Genomic DNA, 16,237 nt, shown 5'->3' on the forward strand with positions numbered 1-16,237 from the left:
ATGACCCATCCGTTTCTGTTTCATCCCCAGGTGGCGCCCTGGTTCAAAGAGAGCGCCGACGCACTGCAATTGACCCTCTTTAGCGAGCTGGATGCGCCGATCCGCGAGGTGTGGCTGCGCCACGAGCCGGATAACGAGGAGTACCTGATCCCGATGACGGCAGTCTCCACCCGCGATCGGCTGCAGGTGTGGCAGGCGACCCTGCCGCTCATCAAGGGACAGGATATCCACCTCTACAGCTTCAAGTGCCTCACCGACGAGGAGCAGTGGTGGCTGCACGGGGCGGGCGTCAGCGCGTCCATGCCGCCACGGGAACAGCATTTTCGCTTCAACAGCCTGCACCAGCCACCAGCCTGGGTGCAGGATCAGGTGTTCTATCAGATCTTCCCCGACCGCTTCTGCAACGGCGATCCGTCGCTAAGCGTCAAGCATCACGAGTACGAGTACCGTGGCAAGGCGGTCATCAGCAAGGCGTGGGGCGAGCCGGTCAGTCGCCACGAAGAGGGCCACGGCGCCTGCGAATTCTATGGCGGCGATCTGGCGGGGATCGATGCCAAGCTGCACTATCTGCAATCTCTCGGGGTGACGGCGCTCTACCTCAACCCCATCTTCGATTCGCCGAGCAACCACAAGTACGACACCCAGGACTACTTCAAGGTCGATGCCCACCTCGGCAGCAACGAGCAGTTCGCCGAGCTGACCCGCAACCTGCACCAGCGTGGCATGAAGATCATCCTCGATGCGGTAGTCAACCACACCTCTACCGAGCACCCCTGGTTCTGCCCGCCACTGGGGGCCCAGAGCAACCCGGACTCCCCGTGGCGCAGCTTCTACACCTTTGACAAAGAAGGTGATTACGTCAGCTGGAAGGGCATTCGCAGCCTGCCCAAGCTCGACTTCTCCTGCGAGAAGGTACAAGACGCCGTCTATCGGGCCGACGACGCCATCCTCCGTTACTGGATGCGCGCCCCCTACCAGATCGATGGCTGGCGCTTTGACGTCATCCACATGCTGGGCGAGCGCGGCACCGCCGAGGGCAATCGCAGTCACGTGCGCGCCATTCGCGGGGCGGTGAAGCAGGAGAACCCGGACGCCTATGTACTCGGCGAACACTTCTTCGAGGCGAGCCAGTGGCTGCAAGGGGATCAGGAGGATGGCGCCATGAACTACTATGGCTTCGCCCACCCGGTCCGCGCCTTCCTGGCGGGGCAGGATATCGCCTACCACCCCATCAAGATCAGCGCCGAAGAGCTGGATCGCTGGCTCAAGCTGGCGCGGGCCCACATCCCGTTCAAGAACCAGCTGGCACAGTTCAACCTGCTGGACAGCCACGATACCGCCCGCTTCCTCCATCTGCTGGGAGAGGACAAACAGCGGATGCAGCTGGCCGCCACCCTGCTGCTCACCTATATCGGCGTGCCCTCCATCTACTACGGCGATGAAGTGGGGCTCTCCGGCGGCAACGATCCGGACTGCCGCCGCTGCTTCCCGTGGGATACCACAGACTGGGATCACGTGCTGCACGACCACTATCGTCGGCTGATCCAGATCCGCCGCCAGCGCCCCTCCCTGCGCCGCGGCGATATCCAGACCCTCTATGCCGGGCCCCACAGCTATGTGTTCGCCCGCACTCTGCAAAGCGATCAGGTGGTAGTGGCCTGCAACCGCCATCCGAGCGAGCCGCGCACCATCAGCTTGCCCCTGTGGCAGACCGCCAGCCCCGCCAGCCGTTTCACCGACGCCTTCAACGGCGAGAAGTTTGAAGTGGTGCAGGGCGAGGTCCAGCTGACCATTCCGGCCAACTCGGCCCGGGTGCTGATCTCCAGCTGAGCGGGCAACTGACGCGCTGAAAAACAAAACCGGAGCCCAAGGCTCCGGTTTTTTATTCCGTTCAATCCACCATGGCGTTCGGCTCTTTGCCTGCCGACATCAGTAATTGATGCTGACGTAGGGTACTTCCGGCACCTGCCAGCGCTGCTTGAGGTAGACGGTGAGCACGAAGAAGAAGTTGGCCAGCAGGTTAGCGAAGCGATAGAGAATGGGATCGAAGGCCACCTCGCTCTCTTCCAGCCTGACCAGCAGCCGCACCACCTTCTTGCTGCCGCAGCGGCACAGATGGAGGGTGGGGATGGGCTGCGGCCCCTGTGGCAGCACGAAACCGGTGACGCTCCCGCGACTCGCCTCGTTGTAGTGGTCGTAACGGGCCTTGAGCCACTCAAGATCTGCGTCGAAGATCCCCAGCTTGCCGCGCACCGAGCCGTTTAGGTTGTAGATAAGTCGCTGCAACGCCGCGAGATCAGCCAGCATGGGCTCGGTATCGGCATCCGGCGCAAGGTGTGACAGCACAGCCCCGACCTGACAGCAGAGCTCGTCCGTGGCGATTTCAAAATCACATTTGAGCGAGGTTTCGAAGATAAAGGGGTAGCAGAGCTCGCGCTTGTCTCTTGGCTTCTTGGGGTTCATGGGGCAACCGGATTGGAGAAAAGGCCAGTTTGCCAGCCCCGGGAAGGGCTGGCAAACGGCAGGTCATTACTTGCGTAACGCGCTGTGGCTCAGACGCGCTTGCTGGCGGGCTCGGTGGAGGGCTGGAACTGGTTGATCATCCGCAGCGCCTCCAGCATCCGCTGGTTGAAGCTAGTGAAGCGATCGACCTGCGCCGGTTCTTCTTCTCCTCTCGCGGCCAGCACGGCCGGGGTCAGCGCCTGTTGTTGGGATGGTGGCAGCAGGCTATCCGCCTGTTTCTGCACCTGATCCAGCTTCGGCAGATAGTCGGCAAACGGCTTGATCAGATCCTGCAGGGAGTGCGCCCCCTGATAGGTCTGGCTCAGCTTGACGCTCTGCTTGAGCTTGAGGGAGTAGGAAGCCAGCTGACTGTCATCCAGCTTCAGTTCATTCGCCTTATCCAGCAGATCCTCGAAGTTGCCGGAGAAGAAGTTCCCCGCCAGCTCGTCGATCCCCTTGACCAGCTTGCCAATGGACTCCATCTCGTCGCTGTTGAGATCCCCCTCCAGCGAGAAGCTGAAGCTCTGGCTCGACTTGAGGCTGAACTGGCTGCCGCTCTCGCTGCTCTGGGACTTGGTCTGCCAGCTGTCGTTGAATCGCAGCACCACCTTGTCGCCATCCTTGGTCTGGATCTCCAGATACCCCTGCTGGCGACTGGCCATCTCGGCCTGTCCCATGTCGGTCGGAGAGACCTTGCCGAAGAACTCCTTCTCGAACTCCTCGAGCCCTTTCTGGATCAGCTTGTAGCTCTGATCGATACCGGTTTTGATATCGTCGTTGTCAGTCGCCCACTTGCCGAGCTGCTTCTTCGCCTCGTCAAAGCCCTTGTCGACCCCCTTGCGGGCCTGCTCCATCATCCCGGTCAGGTCGTCGTCAGATTTGCCATCGGCCCGTGCGGCACCAAGCCGCCCGGTCACGAACTGCAGCACGTTGTCCGCCACCGACTGGAAGTCGAACAGGGTCTCCGGGGTGATCTCCTCGGGCTCTTTCACCTTCGGCGCCTGATAGCCCTGGCCGTTGATCTCCAGCGAGAACTGCAATGCCTGCTGGATCAGCACCTGCGCCCACTTGGGCGGCTTGTGCAAGGAGACCTCTTCCTCGCTCTTGACCTGTTTCTGCTCCGCCTGTTGCGGCGATTTGGGAGAAACACCCACTCCCTTGGGTTGGGCTGCGCCCACGCCTTCGATCTGCATAATGTGTCCTCCCACCATGCCTGTAGATCAGCTATCGGCCTGACTGAACACTTCTTGACCACAAAATGCTGGACAATCTGCGGCTGGCTTTTAAAATCGGGCCCCTTTGGGTGGCCTGTTGCCTTCCCCCGATTTCGACCCGGCCCGGCCGGTGTGCATGTGAGGTATTTATGACCCAATCCCAACAGCCTTCCGCGAACGCTCCGGCGCCTAGAACCGCGGCCGACTATCAGGCCCAACTCGACGAAAAGCGCGCTCGCCTCACCGAGCTGTTTGCCGGCTTCACCCTCCCGGCGCTGGAAGTGCACAGCTCACCGGCGGAGTACTACCGGATGCGCGCCGAATTTCGCATCTGGCACGAAGGGGATGACCTCTTCCACTGCATGTATGCCCCAGCGACCAAAGAGATCATCAAGATAGACCACTTCCCCACCGCCAGCCGCCTCATCAACCAGTTGATGCCGCTGCTGCTGGAGGGGCTGCGCCCACACCCGGTGCTGCGCCGCAAGCTGTTCCAGATCGACTACCTCTCCACCCAGTCCGGCCAGATCATTGTCAGCCTGCTCTATCACCGCAAGCTGGAGGCCGAATGGCAACAGGCCGCCGAAGCGCTGCAGGCCGATCTGCGCGCCAAAGGGTTCGAGCTGCAACTGATTGGCCGCGCCCACAAGCAGAAGATCTGTCTGGGAGATGACTTCGTCATCGAACAGCTCAACGTGGCGGGTCGCCAGCTCACCTACAAACAGGTGGAGAACAGCTTCACCCAGCCCAACGCCGCCATCAACGAACAGATGCTGGCCTGGGCGCTGGATGTGACCAAGGGGAGCGAAGGGGACCTGCTGGAGCTCTATTGCGGCAACGGCAACTTCTCCATCGCGCTGGCGCAGAACTTCCGCAAGGTGCTGGCCACCGAAATCGCCAAGCCGAGCGTCGACTCCGCCCAGTTCAACATCGCCGCCAACGGCGTCGACAACCTGATCATCCTGCGTATGTCGGCCGAGGAGTTCACCATGGCGATGCGTGGTGAACGGGAGTTCAACCGCCTCAAGGGGGTCGATCTCAAGAGCTACCAGTGCAACACCATCTTCGTCGACCCGCCCCGCGCCGGTCTCGACGATGCCACCGTCAAGCTGGTGCAGGAGTACGACAACATCCTCTACATCTCCTGCAACCCCGAGACCCTGCAGGCCAACATGGCCGTGCTGGGCGAAACCCACGAGATCGCCCGTTTCGCCCTGTTCGACCAGTTCCCCTGGACCCATCACATGGAAGCCGGGGTCTATCTGCGCCGCAAAGCCGGTTGATTCAGGCAGACAGGAAAACAACAACAGGGCCGGATGGCCCTGTTTTGTTATTGACTGAACACCGGCCTCACTCCAGCCGGAAGTGGCCCACTATCTCCCGCAGCCGGTCGTAGGTCTGCTGCATCGCAGCGGAGCTGGCAACCGTCGCTTCGCCATTGTGAGTCAGCTGACGGATCACCTCGGCGATGGCGCTCATGTTGCGGTTGATCTCTTCGGCCACCGCACTCTGCTGCTCCGCCGCCGTGGCGATATGGCTGATGAGATCGTTGATCTCCACTACTTCCCCTGCCATCAGATCCAGCGACTCGTTGACCCTGGTAGTGTTCTCGGCCGCCCCCTGACAGCTCTGCTTGGTGTTGCCCATGGCATCCACCACAGTTCGGGTGCCCCGCTGCAGACTGGCCAGCATGGTCTGGATCTCGGCTGTGCTCTGCTGGGTGCGGGCCGCGAGGGAACGCACCTCGTCCGCCACCACCGCAAAACCGCGCCCCTGTTCACCAGCGCGAGCCGCCTCGATAGCGGCGTTGAGGGCCAGCAGGTTGGTCTGCTCGGCAATGCTGCCGATCACCCCCAGCACGGAGCCGATCTGCAGCACATCCTGCTGCATCGCCTCGATGGAGCGGGCCGTCTCCTCCACCTCGTCCACCAGCGCCATCACGCTGGCCATCGCCTGATCCACCACCTGACGGGACTGGCTCGCCAGCTGCTGGCTCTGGCCGGTGAGCTGGGCGGTGCTGGCTGCACTCTCGGAGACGGAGACCGCGGTGCGGCTCATCTCGTTGATGGCAGTCACCACCTGCTCGGTCTCGCGTACATGATCCGCCAGCAGGGACTGGGCGGCGCCGGTCTGACTGGCCAGCCCCTCGATACCGCTGTTGAGCTGGCCGCTCGCCTGTCGCACCTCCCCCATCATCTCCTGCAACCGCTCGATAAAGCGGTTGATGCCGGCCGAGATCTGGCCCAGATCATCCTTGCTGGTCACCGCCAGTCGGCGGGTGAGATCGCCGCTGCCGCGAGAGAGCTCCAGCACCAGATCCCGCAGCGAGAGGATGGGGCGATAGGCCACACTGAGAGCCAGCATCGCCAGCACCATCACAACGATCGCCACGCCGCACAGTGCCATGATGATCTGGCCGTTGAGGGCCCGGGTCATGGCCCGGATGTAGTCAAGATCGATGTAGCCGGTCAGCGTCCAGCTGCTGCCACGAATATCCAGCTGGTTGGGGCGCGCTTCACTCTCCCCTTGCGGCTTGCTGTCATAGAGGCTGTTGCCCTGACTGTCGGCCAACGAGAAGTAGCGGCCATCGCCACTCATCTTCTCCAGCAGGCTTTTGAACTCGCTCATGTCGAGGTAGTAGAGATAGGCCGAATCGGCACCGCGCGGCACCAGAATGGTGATGACCGGCTTGCCATCCACCTGTTGCAGCGGGCTGACGGTGATCTGGTTGTTGGCGGCGGGGATCAGCTTGCGCAGGGCATCGACCTTGGCCGTATCGTTGATGACACCGCTCACGTCGAAGGCCATGTCGCCGATCACCTTGACGATGTTGTGAAAACCGGTCTCTTGCAGGGTCTTCTTGACGTTGGTCACCCCGAAGTTGAGGTTGGCGGCCAACAGGATTTTCTGATTGATGTCGCTGGCCAGCTTCTCTTTGACCAGGGTGATCTGTTCGTTGATGTTGTGGGTGGCCTGAGTGCGAATGTAGCCACTGATGAAGTGGTTGACGCTGAGCCCGGCGGTGCCGATGGTGACCAGAATGGCCAGTAGCAGCAAGAGGTAAATCTTGACCTTGAATGGCATGGGTTCCCTCCAGAAGAGAGGGTTGGCAGCGCCAACCCTCCCTGCCAATCGTTATTTCTTCTTGGCGTACTTCATGGAATCCAATGCCACCGCCAGAATGATGATGCCGCCCTTGATGATGAACTGCCAGTAAGGGCTGACCCCGATATAGGTCAAACCATAGTTGATCAGGGTGAAGATAAGTACGCCGGTGATCACACCCGCGACCGTTCCCACCCCGCCGGCAAACGACACGCCGCCCACCACGCACGCCGCGATGGCATCCAGCTCGTACATGAAGCCGAGGTTGTTGGTGGCGCTACCGATACGGCCTGCTTCCAGCATGCCGCCGAAGGCGTAGAAGACCCCCGCCAGCGCATAGATCATTACCAGATTGACCGCCACATTGACGCCGGAGACCTTGGCTGCCTCGGGGTTGCCACCGATGGCGAAGATGTTTTTGCCAAAGCGCGTCTTGTTCCACAGCACCCAGACAAAAACGCTGGCGATGGCCGCGTAGAAGGTGAGGTACGAGAGTTTGAAGCCGCCGATCCGGATAAAGCCCTGGGCGAAGCTGGAGAATCGGGGGTCAAAACCGGCCACCGGCGAAGCGCCCACCGAATCGAAGTAGAGGGAGTTGATACCGTAGACGATGATCATGGTCCCCAGGGTGGTGATAAAGGGGGTCACGTTCAGATAGGCGACGATAAGACCGTTGACCAGACCTATCAGGGCACCCACCACGCACACCAGCAGGATCACCGCAGGAATGGGCACCTCCCCCAGCGTCGGGAACACCTTGTTGACGTTGGTCAGCGCCTGCAGCATGGTCGCCGCGATGAGCGCCGCCAGACCGACCTGACGACCGGCCGAGAGGTCCGTCCCCTGAGTGATAATGATGCCCGCCACCCCCAGCGCTATGATGACCCGCACCGAGGACTGGGTCAGGATGTTGCTGAAGTTGGTGAGGCTCAGGAAGGAGGGCTCCTGGATCACGATGACCATGAGCAGCACCAGCAGCACCAGATAGATGGCGTTTTCCTTGAGCGCCTGCATCAGATTGAAATTTTTAGCCGACTCCATAAATGTCTTCCTGTCTCTAGAGGTACAGAGATGCCAGGCGCAGTATCTCGCTCTGGTCAGTTTCTTTGGTATTGACGATCCCGGCGACCCGGCCATTGCTCATCACCATGATGCGGTCGGTGATCCCCAGCAACTCCGGCATCTCTGACGAGATGATGATGATCCCCTTGTCCTTCTTCGCCAGCTCCAGGATGAGCTGGTAGATCTCGAACTTGGCCCCGACGTCGATACCGCGGGTGGGCTCGTCGAGCATCAGGATCTCCGGCTGGGTCAGCAGCCAGCGACCGATGATCACCTTCTGCTGGTTGCCCCCGGAGAGGGAACCGATCTGGGTCTGCTGGGTCGGCGTCTTGACCCGCATGGAGTCGATCACCCACTGGGTATCGCTCTTCATCTTGTTGTCGCTGAGCAGCCCCATGGAGCCCTTGTAGCTGTCCATGTTGGCGATCAGGGAGTTGAAGGCGATATCGAGCCGGGAGTAGATACCGGTGGAGCGGCGCTCTTCCGTCACCAGCGCAAAGCCGTTGCGGATCGCTTCGTGGGCGTTGTGGTTGGCTACCTCTTTGCCGTGCAGCTTGATGCTGCCCTGACTGCGATCACGAATACCGAACAGGGTCTCGACGATGTCGGTGCGCTTGGCCCCCACCAGTCCGGCGATGCCGAGGATCTCCCCCTTGTGCAGGTTGAAGGTCACATCCTGAATGGAAGGCTGGTTCTTCGCCGTCAGGTGTTCGATCTCGAGGATCACCTCTTTCGGCTGGTTGGTCTTTTCCGGGAAGCGCTGGGTCAGTTCACGGCCGACCATCATGCCGATGATCTGATCCATGGTCATGCCCTTGAGCGGCTGGGTTGCCACCCACTGGCCATCCCGCAATATGGTGATCTCGTCACAGAGCTGGAAGATCTCCTCCATCTTGTGAGAGATGTAGACGATGCCGCACCCCTTATCCTTCAACTTGTTGATGATCTTGAAGAGGTGGTTCACCTCTTTCTCGGTCAGCGAGGAGGTGGGTTCATCCATGATGACGATCTTGGCATCGTAGGAGAACGCCTTGGCGATCTCGATCATCTGCATCTGGGAGACCGACAGGGTCGCGACCTTCACCTTGGGGTCGATGTCGATATCCAGCTCATCGAAGATGCGCTTGGTGTCGTCATACATCTTGCCGTGGTCGATAAACCACCCCTTGGTGGGGTAGCGGCCGAGCCACATGTTGTCCATCACGGTACGCTGCAGCACCAGGTTGAGCTCCTGATGCACCATGGAGACGCCATTTTCCAGCGCCTCTTTGGAGGAGGTGAAGTTGATCTCCTGCCCCTTGAAGAAGATCTTGCCCTGATCCTTCTCGTAAATGCCGAACAGGCACTTGAGCAGTGTGGATTTTCCCGCTCCGTTCTCGCCCATCAACGCATGCACAGAATGAGGACGGACCCGTAAATTGACATTATCGAGTGCCTTGACGCCGGGAAAGCTCTTACTGACGTCAATCATCTCCAACAGCCATTCTGATTGTTGCTGTGTTGTCATATCAGCCATCACATCTGGTTGAAAAAAGGGCAAGGGGATCTCCCTTGCCCTGGAGGAGGGAATTACTCGAATTGGGACAGGTTGTCTTTATCCACACCGACGTAGGCAACACGTACTACCTTGTCGACGATATTCCACTTGGTGCCTTCACCGGCCGGTTTGCCTTCAGCCAGGTTCTTGCTCAGCTCGAAGGTGGCTTTGGCCTGGTTGGCCGCATCGTTCAGCACGGTACCCGCCATGGCACCGCTCTTGACCATGGCCAACGCTTCCGGCAGCGCATCGACGCCGAATACCGGAATGGCAGTCTTGCCCTGGGCTTTCAGTGACTCGACCGCACCCATTGCCATGCCGTCGTTGTTGGCGATGACCACTTCGATCTTGTTGGCGTTGGGGCCTGAGATCCAGGCGTCCATCTTGTCTTTCGCCATGGCGGTATCCCACATACCGGTATCCATGTGCAGTTGTTCAGTCTTGACGCCGCCATCGTTCAGGGTCTTGACCACGTAGGAGGTGCGCGCTTCGGCATCCGGGTGGCCCGGCTCCCCTTTCAGCAGCACGAACTGGATCACGCCATCCTTGTTCAGATCCCACTCCGGATGGGCTTTCCAGTGTTTGGCAATCAGCTGACCCTGGATGATCCCTGACTCCTTGGAGTCGGTGCCCACGTAGTAGGCCTTGTCGTAGCTGGCCAGATCGGTAGCGCTCGGCTCCTTGTTGTAGAAGACCACCGGGATATCTTCGCCACGGGCTTTCTCGATCACCACCGGGGCCGCAGCCGGGTCAACCAGGTTGATGGCCAGCGCCTTCACCCCTTTGGCCAGCAGCACGTCGATCTGGTCGTTCTGCTTGGACTGGTCGTTCTGGGAGTCGTTCATCAGCAGCTCCACCCCCGGAGTGGCTGACGCCTCCTTCTCGATGGCCTTGCGCACGACCGCCATGAAGTTGTCGTCGTATTTGTAGACGGTTACCCCGATACGAGTGTCAGCCTGGGCATTGGCTCCAGCCATCATGCCCATCAGCAGGGCGGCAACTGTGGTCAGTTTTTTCATTATGTGTGCTCCGATGTGTCTATCTGTGTTGTAGGGTGGCGAGCAATTGAGCAAGCGCCAATCAATGTAATCAGTTTGTTGTCATTTCTTCTGTGATCATGACGACAAAATGAAAACGTTTACACTCTGTTACATTGAAACTTTATATTTATTTTTCAAATACATATAAATAAAAATCAAACTTGAGACTCAATCTTTCCCACAGCATTGAGGCTAGTCGTTACTGGTCTGTTGTCAAAATGGCGCACTGGCTCGACAGTCGCCTCAATAGCTGGCTTAACAGAGAGTGCAGCCCCAACGGTAACGACGCTCGAGCAGTTGATACTCGGGACGCACGCTTTGGCTCCAGGAGTCATCACCGCCCACCCCCATGTGGGCGCCATCGAGACAGACCCACAGCCCCTCTTCAGCCACCAGATCGCTCTGGTGACGGGCGGCGGCCAGCTGCTGCTGACTGAAGCGGCTGGCACTGAAATGGAAGCAGCCGTTTACTGTCGTGCTACCCAACTGCAACTGGCGGGTATCGCAGCGCAAGCCGTTGTCACTCGGGAAAATGTAAGGGGTGTGCATGGCCTCCAGCGGCAAACTCCAGCGCCCAAGATCGGCGCCCAGCAGACGATCCGGATAGTTCTCGTGAGGGCCACGCCCCAGCCATTCTGCTCGCGCTGGCACCTCGGCCAGATGGATCTGCAGACCAATCCGCGGCAGCGAAGGCAGCACCTGCGCCAGCTCGGTCTCTATCTCCAGGCTCATGGCGCCATCGTCGGTAAAGCGGTGATGCCAGTGACTCACCAGCAGCAGCTCATCGTGGTGGAAGTAGCCATGACTGACCCGGATATCCCCTCCGGCGACCGTGATCCCCAGACAGCGGTGCTGCCACTGACCGAGACCACAGCCCTGCCAGCGAGCAATCCAGGAGTTGGGGTCGGCGTGATCCGCTTCGCTGGTGCCAATGTCGTTGTCGAGCGGCGCCCGGTAGAAGTGATCCATGATCGGCGCCAGCAACTGCTCCTGCCCCGATTTTTGCCAACTGGTGATGCAGCCGCTCTGCTTGTCGAGCCACCACTGGCTGTTTGCGGCGGTGATCCGCCAGCCATCCGGCTGCTCGCTCAGGGTAGCGGCAGCGACCGGCGCTGGCAGGGCAAGGGGGGTAGGCAGGGTGAACTGCTGACGGGCGACCTTGTGATCCGCCTGCGACCAGAGAGTGGCCTGTGGCTGCACGATGGCCAGATCGAGCCAGGCCAGTGAGCCTGCCGCAAAGGGGGGCAGCGTCCCGCTCAGGGTCAACTCGACCACCCCTTGCGGCTCCAGCATGAGGGAAACCTCCCCCTGCTGCTGCACATGGCCGTTCTCGCACAGCTGCCAGCAAAGCCGCTCGTTGTCGGTTTCCCGAAACAGGTATTCGCTCTCGATCCGCACCCGCAGCGGTGTGTGCTCAAGCAGGGTGAAGCGGAACGGCTGCTGGGCACGTTTTGCCTCGAACAGGGTGGGATGGGGGGTGCGATCCGGGAACAGCAGACCGTTGCAGCAGAACTGACGATCGTTTTGCACATCACCAAAGTCGCCGCCATAGCCCCAGTAGTGGCGACCATCGGCGGTGTATTTGTCGAGCCCCTGATCGACCCAATCCCAGACAAACCCGCCTTGCAGGCGTGGATGATCGCGAAACGCCTGCCAATAGTGGACGTAGCCCCCCAGACTGTTGCCCATGGCGTGGGCATATTCGCAGAGGATCAGCGGCCGGTGCTCGCCGGGCAGGCCGATCCACTTGGCCAGCGCCCACTTGGGTACCGCAGGAAAGGGTTGATCCTGATGGGTTCTGGCATACATGGGGCAGATGATGTCGGTGGCCGGGGTATCGGCCCCGCCCCCCTCGTACTGCACCGGACGGCTCGGGTCGCTGCGCTTGATCCAGCCATACATGGCATCATGGGCCGGGCCGTAACCCGACTCGTTGCCGAGCGACCAGATGATGATCGAGGGGTGGTTGAAATCCCGTGCCACCATGCGGGTCGCCCGCTCCAGAAAGGCGTTGCTCCAGGCGGGATCCCGCGCCAGCCGCCCCATGGGGGTCATGCCGTGGGTCTCCAGATTCGCCTCGTCCACCACATAGAGACCGAGCCGATCGCAGAGGCGATAGAAGTCGGGATGGTTGGGATAGTGGGAGCAACGCACCGCATTGAAGTTGTGCCGCTTCATCAGCAGCAGATCCCGCTCCATGGTGGCGCGATCGATGGCATAACCCTTGGCGGGATGGTGTTCATGACGGTTGGCACCGCGTATAAGCAGCGGCTGCCCGTTGACTCGCAGCAGGCCGCCACGGATCTCCACCACCCGAAAGCCCATATCGCACGCCTCGCTCTCGATAGCCTGGCCCTGCTCGTCCAGCAGGGTCAGAGTCAGGCGATAGAGATGGGGCGTCTCGGCGCTCCACTTGCGCGGCGCAGCCACATCGAGCCACAGTTCGGCGCGATCGTCGTAAGCCCCTTTTTCATCAATGGGTTGGGTGCCGATCGGCTGGCGCAGGGTCGCAACCCGCTCGCCACCGTCATAGAGATTGGCCTCCACCGACAGACCGGCCCCATTAACCACCTGCAGTGCAATCTTGAGACGGCCATCCCGATAGCAGGCATCCAGCTCGGGCGTCACCCGGATATCCATCAGATGGCGGGACGGTTTGTGCAACAGGCTGACGGAGCGGAAGATCCCCGACAGCCACCACATATCCTGATCTTCCAGATAGGAGCCATCAGACCAGCGCAGTACCAGCACCGCCAACCGGTTGCGACCGCTCTGCAGATATGGGGTCAGATCGAATTCGGCGGGCAGGCGGCTGTCCTGGGAGTAACCTACCCAGCGGCCGTTGCAGAAGAGGTGGAAGGCACTGCTCACCCCGTCGAAGATGATCCGGCTCTGGCCGCTTGCCAGCCAGTCGGCGGGCAATTCGAACTCGCGGGAGTAGCAACCGGTGGGGTTCTCTGCCGGCACCCGGGGCGGATCGCAGGGAAAGGGGTACTTGATATTGGTGTAGATGGGGCCATCGGTGAGCGGCCGCGCAGCCGGATAGGCGGCATCCAGCTGCCAGTTACCCGGCACTGTAATGGGGCAAGTATCCGCCAGATCCTGCACCAGCCAGCTCTCGGGCACCCGCTCGGGGGCGGCAAAGAAGGAGAAGCGCCACTCGCCATCGAGCAAGAGACGGGAGGAAGAGGCCAGATCACCCCTGGCATCCGTTTCGCTGCGCCAGCTGAACATGGGGGTATGGGCAGCCAGACGATTTACCGACGTAATGGCCTGAGTCTGCCAATCCTGACGCGCCACTATCTCCCTGAACATTCACTCTCTCCCTGCTGATTGGAAAACGTATTCAGTCTAGAGAAGTATGACGCAGGGAACGGCGATCTCGCTCACACAGATGTAAACGATTACACCGATTTTGTTAAGTAAAGCGGAGTAAAAATGATTAAAAACAGGTAAAACAATAACTGTGCAAGAAACGGCCCCGAACAGGGCCGCAAAAGGGGGCTATCCGGCCCGAACCGGTGCCACCGAGTGGCGATTGATCAGGGTGGGGGTATAGATCCGGCTCTGGATCGCGTCACTCTCCCCCGCCGCCAGCTGAATGGCCAGCTTGGCCGCCTGGGCCGCCATCAACTCGATGGGATAGCGCATGGTGGAGAGCTTGGGGCGCAAATATCTGGCATAGATGATGTCATCGAAGCCCACTACCGAGACCTCCTCCGGCACTCGCAGGCCGTTGTCCGCCAACACGGAGATGGCGCCCGCCGCCATGGCATCGTTATAGGCCACCACAGCGGTCACCTTGAGCCCCTTGGCCAGCAGGTTGAGCATGGCGCGCTCGCCCCCCTCCTCGTTCGGGGTGCCACTCTCGATAAGCTCGGGATCGGCTGCCAGACCGGCTTCCATCAATCCATCCTGATAGCCCTGCAGGCGCAAGGTGGCATCCTCGATGGCATGATCCGAGCTGATAAAGGCGATATGGCGATGACCCAGTTCGATCAGGTGGCGAGTCGCCGTAGCCGCACCCAGCCGGTTGTTGAGGGCGATGCAGCGCCCCTTGAGGGCCGGAATATCGCGGTTGATCAACACCATACCGGGCACCCGCATGGCGTAATCGTAAAGTTCCTCGTCGCTCAGCGCCTTGCTGTGCACCACCAGCGCCTCGCAGCGCTTGCCGATCAGCAGCTCGATCGCCTCACGCTCCTGACGCGCCTTGTGAAATCCGTTACCCATCAGCAGGTGAAGGTTCTGCTCGACGGCGATGCCGGAGACCCCCTTCACCAGTGCACCGAAGAAGGGATCCGCCACGTCACCAACCACCACCCCCATGGTGTCGCAAGTCTGGCTGACCAGTGCCCGCGCGTTGGCGTTGGGGGTATAGCCCAGTTCAGCCATGGCCTTCTGCACCACTTCGCGAGACGCGGCACTGGCCTTGGGGGAGTTGTTCATCACCCGTGAAACCGTTGCCACCGACACATTGGCCAAACGGGCGACATCCTTGATGGTGCTCATGCTGTTTTCACTTCTTTCACTGTGCAATAGAGCGCCATTATACCCAGCAAACCCATTGAAAACAGGGGTGAAACGTATATCTGCCGTCAGGATGACCATAAAAACAGTGTAATCGTTTACACCATTTTGCAAGCAAGCTCACAGTTTGGTCGCCACACCCTCGGCTAGACTGCTTCCAGACACTTTTTAGTGGAGAGCAAGATGAACGTTCTGGTCACCGGCGGTTGCGGATATATCGGCAGCCACACCTGTCTGGCCCTGCAAGCGGCAGGCATGAATCCCGTGGTGGTCGACAACCTCTGCAACAGCAAGCGCAGCGTATTGACTCGAGTCGCGGCTATCAGCGGCCAGCAACCCCTGTTCTATCAAGGAGATATTCGCGATGCAGCCCTACTGGATCGGATCTTCGCCGAACAGCAGATCGATGCGGTGATCCACTTTGCCGCCCTCAAGGCGGTCGGTGAGTCGACTCGCATTCCACTGGATTACTACGAGAACAACCTCGGTGGCACCCTCACCCTGCTGCAGGCGATGAAACGGGCCGGGGTGCACAATCTGGTGTTCAGCTCCTCGGCCACCGTCTACGGCGATCCCGCCAATCTGCCGATCCGCGAGGATTTCCCCCGCAGTGCTACCAACCCCTACGGTCGCTCCAAGCTGATCATCGAGGAGATCCTCGAAGATCTGCAGCTGGCCGAGCCCCACTGGAGCATGACCCTGCTGCGCTACTTCAACCCGGTCGGCGCCCACGACTCGGGCACTATGGGGGAAGATCCCCAAGGCATTCCCAACAATCTGATGCCCTATATCACTCAGGTGGCCATCGGTCGTCGCGACTGCCTGTCGGTTTTTGGAAACGATTACCCAACTGTGGATGGCACCGGCGTGCGCGACTACATCCACGTGATGGATCTCGCCGAGGGGCACGTCAAGGCGCTGCAACACTGCGCCAAGGGTGGCGTGCACACCTACAACCTGGGCACCGGCGAGGGCCAGAGCGTGTTGCAGCTGGTCGCCGCCTTCTCCGCCGCCTGTGGCAAGCCGCTGCCATTTCGCATCGAACCGCGTCGCCTGGGCGATATCGCCGCCTGCTGGGCCGATCCGGCCAAGGCCGAGCGCGAGCTGGGCTGGCGGGCGACCCGCAACATCGACGCCATGTGCGCCGACAGCTGGCGCTGGCAATCCGCCAATCCGAACGGTTACGAAGAGTAGGCCTGCCTGCTCCCCGGTAATAAACGATTCTATTTTTCAATACTTTATTCAGG

Annotated in this window: 11 protein-coding genes; 3 read left to right on the forward strand and 8 right to left on the reverse strand. The window is 60.4% G+C overall.

All coding sequences use genetic code 11. From position 1 onward, the window contains the following. Positions 1-1,830, forward strand: coding sequence for a maltodextrin glucosidase (gene malZ / locus ACTG1K_RS01990; RefSeq protein ID WP_206876819.1), 1,830 nt, complete (start codon positions 1-3; stop codon positions 1,828-1,830). A 99-nt stretch (positions 1,831-1,929) separates the two neighbouring features. Here malZ and ACTG1K_RS01995 read toward each other — a convergent pair whose 3' ends face one another. Together ACTG1K_RS01995 and ACTG1K_RS02000 are read right to left on the reverse strand one after the other, a co-directional pair. After that, entirely contained in the window at positions 1,930-2,463 is a 534-nt protein-coding gene (locus ACTG1K_RS01995; RefSeq protein WP_042081773.1) for an ATP--cob(I)alamin adenosyltransferase, read from the reverse strand. Positions 2,464-2,552: 89 nt separating this feature from the next. Continuing rightward, positions 2,553-3,695 (reverse strand): DUF5610 domain-containing protein, encoded by a 1,143-nt coding sequence (locus ACTG1K_RS02000; RefSeq protein WP_374845488.1) that lies wholly within the window; start codon positions 3,693-3,695, stop codon positions 2,553-2,555. Positions 3,696-3,865: 170 nt separating this feature from the next. On the opposite strand from ACTG1K_RS02000, the gene trmA reads away from it, so the two are divergent. After that, positions 3,866-4,999: a tRNA (uridine(54)-C5)-methyltransferase TrmA gene (gene trmA / locus ACTG1K_RS02005; protein WP_139735457.1), complete on the forward strand. Its 1,134-nt coding sequence runs from the start codon at positions 3,866-3,868 to the stop codon at positions 4,997-4,999. A gap of 67 nt (positions 5,000-5,066) precedes the next feature. Here trmA and ACTG1K_RS02010 read toward each other — a convergent pair whose 3' ends face one another. The 6 genes from ACTG1K_RS02010 to ACTG1K_RS02035 all read right to left on the reverse strand — a co-directional run bounded on the left by ACTG1K_RS02010 (position 5,067) and on the right by ACTG1K_RS02035 (position 14,972). Further along, a complete protein-coding gene (locus ACTG1K_RS02010; protein ID WP_440004749.1) occupies positions 5,067-6,800 on the reverse strand; it encodes a methyl-accepting chemotaxis protein in 1,734 nt (577 codons plus the stop codon). Positions 6,801-6,851: 51 nt separating this feature from the next. Beyond that, the gene (mglC, locus tag ACTG1K_RS02015; protein ID WP_005342585.1) at positions 6,852-7,862 is read right to left on the reverse strand and encodes a galactose/methyl galactoside ABC transporter permease MglC; all 1,011 of its coding nucleotides are present in this window, start codon (positions 7,860-7,862) and stop codon (positions 6,852-6,854) included. Between the two features lie 16 nt (positions 7,863-7,878). After that, positions 7,879-9,399, reverse strand: coding sequence for a galactose/methyl galactoside ABC transporter ATP-binding protein MglA (mglA, locus tag ACTG1K_RS02020; RefSeq protein ID WP_033136359.1), 1,521 nt, complete (start codon positions 9,397-9,399; stop codon positions 7,879-7,881). 53 nt (positions 9,400-9,452) lie between these two features. Further along, on the reverse strand, positions 9,453-10,439 hold the full coding sequence (gene mglB, locus ACTG1K_RS02025; protein WP_440004750.1) for a galactose/glucose ABC transporter substrate-binding protein MglB: 987 nt from the start codon (positions 10,437-10,439) through the stop codon (positions 9,453-9,455). A gap of 276 nt (positions 10,440-10,715) precedes the next feature. Beyond that, positions 10,716-13,775, reverse strand: coding sequence for a beta-galactosidase (locus ACTG1K_RS02030; RefSeq protein ID WP_440004751.1), 3,060 nt, complete (start codon positions 13,773-13,775; stop codon positions 10,716-10,718). A gap of 189 nt (positions 13,776-13,964) precedes the next feature. Next, positions 13,965-14,972, reverse strand: a complete 1,008-nt coding sequence (locus tag ACTG1K_RS02035; RefSeq protein ID WP_201958943.1) for a substrate-binding domain-containing protein — start codon at positions 14,970-14,972, stop codon at positions 13,965-13,967. Between the two features lie 201 nt (positions 14,973-15,173). Between ACTG1K_RS02035 and galE the strand changes: the two genes are divergently transcribed. Beyond that, entirely contained in the window at positions 15,174-16,184 is a 1,011-nt protein-coding gene (gene galE, locus ACTG1K_RS02040) for a UDP-glucose 4-epimerase GalE (protein WP_440004752.1), read from the forward strand. The last annotated feature ends 53 nt before the right edge of the window (positions 16,185-16,237 follow it).

This window comes from Aeromonas sp. 102P (assembly GCF_051920345.1).
Classification (GTDB): Bacteria; Pseudomonadota; Gammaproteobacteria; order Enterobacterales; family Aeromonadaceae; genus Aeromonas; species Aeromonas veronii.

Coding starts and splice junctions, on each gene's coding strand:
- trmA (WP_139735457.1), top strand. CDS start 3,866: ATGACCCAATCCCAACAGCCTTCCGCGAACGCTCCGGCGCCTAGAACC.
- mglC (WP_005342585.1), bottom strand. CDS start 7,862: ATGGAGTCGGCTAAAAATTTCAATCTGATGCAGGCGCTCAAGGAAAAC.
- ACTG1K_RS02000 (WP_374845488.1), bottom strand. CDS start 3,695: ATGCAGATCGAAGGCGTGGGCGCAGCCCAACCCAAGGGAGTGGGTGTT.
- ACTG1K_RS02010 (WP_440004749.1), bottom strand. CDS start 6,800: ATGCCATTCAAGGTCAAGATTTACCTCTTGCTGCTACTGGCCATTCTG.
- ACTG1K_RS02035 (WP_201958943.1), bottom strand. CDS start 14,972: ATGAGCACCATCAAGGATGTCGCCCGTTTGGCCAATGTGTCGGTGGCA.
- mglA (WP_033136359.1), bottom strand. CDS start 9,399: ATGGCTGATATGACAACACAGCAACAATCAGAATGGCTGTTGGAGATG.
- mglB (WP_440004750.1), bottom strand. CDS start 10,439: ATGAAAAAACTGACCACAGTTGCCGCCCTGCTGATGGGCATGATGGCT.
- ACTG1K_RS02030 (WP_440004751.1), bottom strand. CDS start 13,775: ATGTTCAGGGAGATAGTGGCGCGTCAGGATTGGCAGACTCAGGCCATT.
- ACTG1K_RS01995 (WP_042081773.1), bottom strand. CDS start 2,463: ATGAACCCCAAGAAGCCAAGAGACAAGCGCGAGCTCTGCTACCCCTTT.
- galE (WP_440004752.1), top strand. CDS start 15,174: ATGAACGTTCTGGTCACCGGCGGTTGCGGATATATCGGCAGCCACACC.
- malZ (WP_206876819.1), top strand. CDS start 1: ATGACCCATCCGTTTCTGTTTCATCCCCAGGTGGCGCCCTGGTTCAAA.